The 7,982-nt window shown below is 39.8% G+C and carries 6 protein-coding genes; 5 read left to right on the plus strand and 1 reads right to left on the minus strand.

What is annotated here, in order from left to right:
* Nucleotides 1-35 precede the first annotated feature (35 nt).
* Complete coding sequence (locus ACFQRG_RS02375; protein WP_380963261.1) at nucleotides 36-1,463, minus strand: NAD-dependent succinate-semialdehyde dehydrogenase; 1,428 nt, start codon at nucleotides 1,461-1,463, stop codon at nucleotides 36-38.
* Between the two features lie 264 nt (nucleotides 1,464-1,727).
* On the opposite strand from ACFQRG_RS02375, the gene ACFQRG_RS02380 reads away from it, so the two are divergent.
* The 5 genes from ACFQRG_RS02380 (at nucleotide 1,728) to ACFQRG_RS02400 (ending at nucleotide 7,780) form a co-directional block, all read left to right on the plus strand.
* Nucleotides 1,728-3,146 (plus strand): NAD-dependent succinate-semialdehyde dehydrogenase, encoded by a 1,419-nt coding sequence (locus ACFQRG_RS02380; RefSeq protein ID WP_380963263.1) that lies wholly within the window; start codon nucleotides 1,728-1,730, stop codon nucleotides 3,144-3,146.
* A 195-nt stretch (nucleotides 3,147-3,341) separates the two neighbouring features.
* On the plus strand, nucleotides 3,342-4,568 hold the full coding sequence (locus ACFQRG_RS02385; RefSeq protein ID WP_380963224.1) for an aminopeptidase: 1,227 nt from the start codon (nucleotides 3,342-3,344) through the stop codon (nucleotides 4,566-4,568).
* Between the two features lie 84 nt (nucleotides 4,569-4,652).
* Nucleotides 4,653-5,258, plus strand: coding sequence for a Uma2 family endonuclease (locus ACFQRG_RS02390; protein ID WP_380963226.1), 606 nt, complete (start codon nucleotides 4,653-4,655; stop codon nucleotides 5,256-5,258).
* 295 nt (nucleotides 5,259-5,553) lie between these two features.
* Nucleotides 5,554-6,612: a tartrate dehydrogenase gene (locus ACFQRG_RS02395; RefSeq protein WP_380963228.1), complete on the plus strand. Its 1,059-nt coding sequence runs from the start codon at nucleotides 5,554-5,556 to the stop codon at nucleotides 6,610-6,612.
* 100 nt (nucleotides 6,613-6,712) lie between these two features.
* A complete protein-coding gene (locus ACFQRG_RS02400) occupies nucleotides 6,713-7,780 on the plus strand; it encodes a branched-chain amino acid aminotransferase (RefSeq protein WP_380963230.1) in 1,068 nt (355 codons plus the stop codon).
* The last annotated feature ends 202 nt before the right edge of the window (nucleotides 7,781-7,982 follow it).

A 7,982-nucleotide genomic window follows, 5' to 3' on the forward strand; every position in this document is an offset into this window, starting at 1 on the left:
AGAGGACAGACTTGTCACTCTCCTTTCTTTATAAACTATAAACCAAAAGAAATATATTTCGTCTCAAGGTACTCATCAAAGCCTTCTGTACCGCCTTCACGTCCGAGACCGCTTTCCTTCATTCCGCCGAATGGCGCTTGAGCAGCAGACGGCGCACCATGATTCCAGCCAACGATCCCATATTGAAGGGCTTCAGCCATTTTTGTTCCGCGGGTAACGCTTTCTGTAAAGAAATAACCGGCAAGTCCATAACGTGTATGGTTAGCAGCGCCAATCGCTTCTTCATCTGTTTCAATTTTTTGTACCGGGATAAGCGGTCCAAATGTTTCTTGCTGCATGCAAACCATATGTTCATTACAATCTTTTAAAATGGTCGGCTCGAAGAAATAGGCATTATCATTCTTAATTTCTCCTTTTCCGCCTGTAACGACCTTTGCACCTTTTTCAAGGGCATCTTTTACATGATGCTCGACCTTTTCATAACCATCTTTGTTAATAAGCGGCCCGATGTCAACACCTTCTTCAAGCCCGTTGCCAACTTTTAGCTTTTTAACTTCTTTTTCAAGCTTTTCGATAAATGCATCATAAACCTTTGACTGAACGTAAAAACGGTTTGCGCAAATACAAGTTTGGCCGGCATTGCGAAACTTCGAGGCAATCGTTCCTTTGACGGCTTTATCCAAATCAGCATCATCAAGGACAATAAATGGCGCTTGTCCGCCCAGTTCGAATGATACTTTTTTAATATGCTCGGCACTTTGCTTCATTAAAAGCACGCCAACTTCAGTTGAACCGGTAAATGTCAGCTTCCGTACCTTTGTGCTGTCTTTAATTGTATTGCTGAAAATTTCATCCGGGCAAACAACATGATTAACAACACCTTTTGGAATCCCTGCCTCTTCACAGTATTCCATCAGCTTAATGGCAGTCAGCGGTGTTTCTTTCGGCGGTTTAACAATAAAAGTACACCCTGCGGCAAGCGCCGGTCCCATTTTTCTTGTAATCATCGCGGCGGGAAAATTCCACGGGGTAATGGCGGCAACGACACCAACGGGCTGTTTAATCACTTGAATGCGCTGATCGGCTGTTTTTCCAGGGATAATCCGTCCGTAAGCGCGCCTGGCTTCTTCAGCAAACCATTCAATAAATGAAGCGGCGTAATCGACTTCACCGCGAGCCTCTTTTAACGGCTTGCCGCTCTCTAAGGTCATGATCGTTGCTAATTCTTCTTTTTTATCCATCATAATATGGAATAATTTTTTTAAATAATCCGCACGTTTTTCAGCGGAGAGATTTGCCCATTCGGGGAAGGCTTTGTCCGCTGCATCAATTGCCGATTCAACATCTTGTTTCGTCCCCTCTGGCATCGTTCCGACAACTTCACCGGTAGCCGGATTTTTAATTTCAAATTTTTGTTCGTTTTTTCCAACCCATTCTCCATTAATGTAATTTAATTTATCCAGTTTCTCCACTGCCGGAGCCTCCTTCATATTCTGGAATATCGTCTAAAATATTGATTTAGGCACATTTCTTAATGATATTTGGTCATTTTTAAGGTTTGTTTTATCTTGAATATTTATGCACTGTCTTAAATAATGTTTTAAAAATCGACAAAATTTCTAAAAAAAATATCGTCATTAGCAGGAAAAAAGTTTTCTGATCCTGAATTAAGGTTATATAGACAATAAAGATTACATAAGGGAGGTTTCTAAGTGAAACAACTAGACATGCTAAACTATATTGATGGTCAATGGACTGGTAAAGAACATGAAAAAATCGAAGTTACAAACCCGGCAACCGGTGAATTAATTGGCACAGTGCCGTCTGCAGGATATAATGAAGCAAATCAGGCAATTGAAGCAGCACATCAAGCCCTTCCTGAATGGTCAAAGAAAACTGCGGCTGAACGCGCCGGTCTTCTTATGAAAGTTCGCGACCTTATGCTTGAGAATAAAAAAGAACTTGCCGAAATTATGACGCTTGAAAACGGTAAAACGCTGAAAGAATCAACAGGCGAGGTGGCCTATGCTGCTTCATTCATGGAATGGTTTGCAGAAGAGGCAAAGCGTATTTACGGCCGCACAGTTCCAGGCAAAAATGAAAACCATCGCATTAAAGTGCTTAAGCAGCCTGTTGGTGTTGTTGCAGCCATTACGCCTTGGAATTTCCCAGCGGCAATGATCACCCGCAAGCTTGCACCTGCGCTTGCTGCCGGCTGTACATTTATCGTAAAACCGCCGAAACAAACGCCGTTAACTGCACTTAAGCTTGCTGAATACTGTGAGCAAGCAGGCATTCCTAAAGGAGTGGTTAATGTTGTTTGCGGAAATTCTAAAGAGATTACCAATGCTTTTATGGATGATGAAAGAGTCCGTAAAATAACATTTACAGGTTCAACTGAAGTTGGCCGCCTGTTAATGGAACAGGGCGCAAAAACGGTTAAGAAAATGTCCATGGAGCTTGGCGGACACGCACCGGTAATTGTTTGTGAAGACGCTGATTTAGATAAAGCTGTTGATATGGCTATTGCCAGCAAATATCGTAACAGCGGTCAAACTTGTGTATGTGCCAACCGTTTATATGTACATTCAAGTGTTTATGATGAATTCGTTGATAAATTCGCAGCAAAAGTCAAAGAGCTTAAAGTCGGTAACGGCATGGAAGAAGGCGTAGATTTAGGACCGCTTATCGATAAGGGCGGCTATGAAAAGGTTGAACATCAAGTTAAGGATGCCGTTGAAAAAGGCGCAACATGTGTTGTCGGCGGTCACGGTAAAGCTGAAAACAACAGCTATTTCTTTGAGCCGACTGTGTTAAAGGATGTAACGTCAGATATGGAAATCATGCATATTGAAACATTTGGTCCGATTGCGCCAATTCAAAAATTCGAAACAGACGAAGAAGCTATCCGCTTGGCTAATGATACACCATTCGGTCTTGCTGCTTACTTCTTTACAGAAAGCGTTTCCCGCGGTACAAAAATATCTGAAGAGCTTCAATACGGTATTGTCGGTTGGAATGACGGGCTGCCATCTACCGCACAAGCACCGTTCGGCGGTATCAAGCAAAGCGGTCTCGGAAGTGAAGGCGGCGCTGAAGGTATTGAAGAATATCTGGAAACGAAGTATGTTTCATTAATGGTTTAAATCTATTAAATTTGAAAATCAATCCAAATAAAAATCTTTAATCTATTTAAATTTAATACAAATGATAGAATACAAGCCGGCAGTGAAACTGCCGGCTGTTCTTTTTTGGCAAAACTTTCTTGACCATTTTTAAATTTTTAAAATGAATTGTACACTGGTAAAATAAAAGAAGATTATGGAAAAGGAGAATGTTAAATGTCTAATTTTCAAGAAAAGCTGGATAAATATGCAGAACTTATTGTCAAGGTAGGGGTTAATGTTCAAAAAGGACAAGAGGTTTTAGTTTCAGCAAATTTAGAATCAGCGCCATTAGTTCGACTTGTTGCCAAACATGCTTACGAAATTGGAGCCAAAAATGTTCACATTGATTGGGCGGATGATGTATTAACACGCTTAAAATATGAAAAAGCGGATGAAGAGGTCTTTAAAGAAGTCCCCGAATGGAAGGTAAAAGAAAAGGAAGAACTTGCGGAGAAAGGTGCAGCTTTTATTTCAATCGTTTCCAATAATCCTGATTTATTAAAAGGCATCGATCCGGAACGTATTTCCAATTTCCAAAAAGCTTCCGGAAAAGCTCTTAATAAGTTTAGACAATATGTACAGTCTGATAAGGTAAGCTGGACTGTTGTAGCTGCAGCGTCTCAGGCTTGGGCTGAAAAAGTTTTCCCAAATGATAATCAATGTATTGAAAAACTATGGGATGCTATTTTCTCTTCAACAAGAATTGATACTGAAGACCCTGTACAAGCTTGGAAAGATCATGATCAAACATTGCATCGTAAAGTTGATATATTAAATAATAAAAAATATAAAATGCTTCACTACAAGGCACCGGGTACTGATTTAACGATTAAGCTGCCTGAGAAGCATATTTGGATTGGCGCGGGAAGCGAAAATGAACAGGGCGTAGATTTTATGGCTAACATGCCGACAGAGGAGGTTTTTACGGCTCCCCAAAAAGATGGTATTGATGGTTATGTGTCCAGTACAAAACCCTTGAGCTACGGCGGTAATTTAATTGATAATTTCACAGTTACATTTGAGAACGGCCGAATTGTTGATGTGAAGGCAGAACAGGGTGAAGATATTTTAAAAAGACTTGTAGAAACAGATGAAGGTTCTCATTACATAGGCGAAGTTGCCCTGGTCCCGCATCAATCGCCCATTTCCCAGTCAAATATTTTATTCTACAATACCTTATTTGATGAAAATGCCTCCAACCACTTAGCAATTGGCAGTGCTTACGCGTTTTGTATTGAAGGCGGCAAACAAATGAATGAAGAAGAGCTTGGAAACAACGGCTTAAACATCAGTATTACACATGTCGATTTTATGATAGGGTCCGAAGAAATGGATATCGACGGTATATTGGCAGACGGCACGCGCGAAGCGATTTTCCGGAACGGTAATTGGGCGTTTTAAATTTTACGGAGTATCAACCATCGATAGAAATTTCTCCATCGTTCTTGATATAATAGACAAAAATACCCTCCGGAGGGATATTCAATGTCTCTAATCGATAACCGGGAAGAAATGACATACGCGGAATATTTAAAATGGGACGAAGGAAAGCGCTGTGAAGTATTAGATGGACAGGTGATCAGCATGACACCAGCCCGAACACCTGACCATCAACGGGTTTTAAGGGAATTAGCGGTTGAATTTGCTATGTATTTAAGGGGCAAAGAATGCGAAACTTTTACTTCACCAATCGATGTTTGTTTGTTTGATAAGAAAAAGACAGATATAAATAAAATTAAAAATTGGGTTCAACCGGATCTGATTGTCGTCTGTGACGAAAACAAAATTGATAACAAGCGTATTATTGGTCCGCCCGATCTTGCTGCAGAAATACTTTCGCCGTCTACCGCAAAGAATGACAGGATTTTAAAATTCAATAAGTATGAGGAAGCCGGTATTAAGGAATATTGGATTGTCGACCCGTACAATCAGGTGATCGAGGTTTATTTACTTGAAGATGGAACGTACCAGCGCCAAGGCATGTTTTTTAGAAAAGATGTTATTAAAGTTAATATTCTTAGTGATCTTGAAATTGATTTAAAAAATGTATTTTTAATTGAAGCTGAAGAAGAATATGAAGATAAAGTTTAAAGTGTTCCACAGCCGGGAGATGATCCTGGCTGTCTTTTATATTGTCGGAAAGTATATCTTGACAACTTAGAAGCAGGTTCGGTTTAGTTGTCATGATAATGTATGTAGACAGTATAAGGGCAACTAAGCCTATGGCTGCGCCATACGGCTTGCCAATCGGCAAGTTTTTTTATTGTTAAATAATTTCTTATAAATTCCAAAAATCATCATCCCCTTAATCGAAGATTTTGTGATAAGATTATATTAGAATTTTTATAATGTTTCAGCAACCGTTGTTATAGAAAGGGATGTAGAAATGAAAGACTTCAATATAGCAGTCATACCAGGAGATGGAATAGGCAAAGAAGTCGTTTCTGAGGCTGTGAGAGTATTAGAAACAGCAGCTGATCTTCACGGCGGGTTATCTTTTCAATTTACAGAATATCCATGGAACTGTGATTATTATTTGGAACATGGTGTGATGATGCCGGAGGACGGCCTTGAACAATTGCAGCCGCACGATGCCGTTTTTCTTGGAGCAGTCGGCGATCCGAATAAGGTTCCTGATCACATTTCCCTATGGGGGCTGCTAATTAATATTCGCCGATCATTTGAACAAGTGGTTAATATTCGTCCGGCAAAACATATTAAAGGTGTTCGTTCGCCTCTCCATGATCCGAAGGGCTTTGATTTTATTGTTGTCAGGGAGAACAGTGAAGGAGAATACAGTGAATCAGGCGGACGGATACATCAAGGCGATGATGAAATAGCTATACAGAATGCTGTTTTTACAAAAAAGGGCACACGCCGGGCAATGGACTACGCATTTAAATTGGCTGAAAGCCGGCGTCATCATGTGACCAGTGCGACAAAATCAAATGGCATTGTCCATTCTATGCCATTTTGGGATGAAGTTTTCAAAGAAACCGCAATTGATTTTCCTGATATAAAAACAAGAAAAGTGCATATTGATGCTTTGTCGGCTTTTCTCGTTTCACAGCCGGAAACCTTTGATGTGATTGTTGCCAGTAATTTATTTGGAGATATATTAACTGATGTAGGGGCAGCGATTATGGGCAGTATCGGTATTGCACCATCTGCTAATATTAATTTAAACGGCAAATATCCTTCGATGTTCGAGCCGGTTCATGGATCGGCCCCTGATATTGTCGGAAAAGGCATTGCCAATCCGATCGGACAAATTTGGACAGCTAAAATGATGCTTGATCATTTTGGCGAGAATGAGTTAGGTAATCATTTGCTTTCTTCGATTGAAAATGTACTCGATTCAGGCATTAAGACACCTGATCTAGGCGGGAAAGCAACGACTGAAGAAGTAACAAACGCGGTGATTAATGAACTGAAAAAGCTTTAAAATAAATAGAAATTATTTTAGTTGTATAATTAATCAGCCGCTTCTGATATAATCGAATGAAACATCACGAGTGAGATAAATAGAGAAAGGGATGCTTAGATTGAACCAAGTGATTGAATTAGTTAAAACAAATGCAAAGAAAGAAAAGCCGTCTGTTGAATCTTTAGGCTTTGGCAAATATTTTACTGATTATATGTTTGTGATGGATTATCAAAAAGATAAAGGCTGGCATTCGCCAAAAATTACACCTTATGAACCGTTAGTATTAGATCCGTCATCAATGGTCTTTCACTATGGTCAAGCTGTCTTTGAAGGATTAAAAGCTTATAAGACCAAAGAAGGCAAGGTATTATTATTCAGACCCGATAAGAATGTTAAAAGACTGAATTTATCCTGTGATAGAATGAGTATACCGACGCTTGATGAAGATGTTGTATTAGAAGCCATTAAACAGTTGGTTGAATTAGAGAAAGATTGGATTCCGGAAGAGGAAGGAACATCGTTATACATCAGGCCTTTTGTTATTGCAACAGAACCATACTTAGGGGTTAGACCAGCCGGACAATACAAATTTATGATCATCCTATCTCCAGTAGGTTCTTACTATTCAGGACAATTGTCACCGACTAAAATATATGTAGAGGATCAATACATTCGCGCGGTGCCCGGCGGTGTGGGCTATGTTAAAACTTCCGGCAACTATGCAGCCAGCCTAAAAGCGCAAGAAGAAGCAGAAGAGCAAGGTTATGATCAGGTTCTATGGCTGGATGCGGTTGAAAAGAAATATATCGAAGAAGTTGGCAGCATGAATATCTTCTTCAAAGTCAAAGGCGAAGTAATTACGCCTAAACTTAATGGCAGCATCCTTGGCGGAATTACAAGGGATTCTGTTATTCAATTGTTGCAACACTGGGGCGTCCCTGTCCGTGAAGAACGTATATCTGTTAAAGATATTTTCAATGCTTATCATAAAGGTGAGCTGAGAGAAGTATTCGGAGCGGGTACAGCCGCTGTTATTTCACCGGTTGGAGAATTAAAATGGAAAGATGAACAGATCATTGTTAACGGCAATCAAATAGGCGATTTATCAATGCGTCTTTACCAAGCAATTACAAATATCCAGTTGGGCAAGGAAGAAGATGTTCTTAATTGGACAGTAGAGATTTAAAAAAACGTCCCGCACGCGGGACGTTTTTTTTTAACAGCGAAAAATCGCACATAAACAGCGAAAAGTATATAAAAATGGCTCTATAATATTTGTTGGGGTATGAGAAAAATTAAAACAAAAAAATACACGCAAGCTCCTTAATCCTTTACACTTGAATTGTCCAGAAACAAGAGAAGGATAGGAGTTACGTGTATATGCATTT

This window comes from Scopulibacillus cellulosilyticus, from assembly GCF_042665295.1.
Taxonomy (GTDB): Bacteria; Bacillota; Bacilli; order Bacillales; family Sporolactobacillaceae; genus Scopulibacillus_A; species Scopulibacillus_A cellulosilyticus.

What these genes read in the sequence shown, in the direction of transcription:
- ACFQRG_RS02395 (WP_380963228.1), top strand. Translation starts at nt 5,554, where the DNA reads ATGAAAGACTTCAATATAGCAGTCATACCAGGAGATGGAATAGGCAAA.
- ACFQRG_RS02385 (WP_380963224.1), top strand. Translation starts at nt 3,342, where the DNA reads ATGTCTAATTTTCAAGAAAAGCTGGATAAATATGCAGAACTTATTGTC.
- ACFQRG_RS02380 (WP_380963263.1), top strand. Translation starts at nt 1,728, where the DNA reads ATGCTAAACTATATTGATGGTCAATGGACTGGTAAAGAACATGAAAAA.
- ACFQRG_RS02390 (WP_380963226.1), top strand. Translation starts at nt 4,653, where the DNA reads ATGTCTCTAATCGATAACCGGGAAGAAATGACATACGCGGAATATTTA.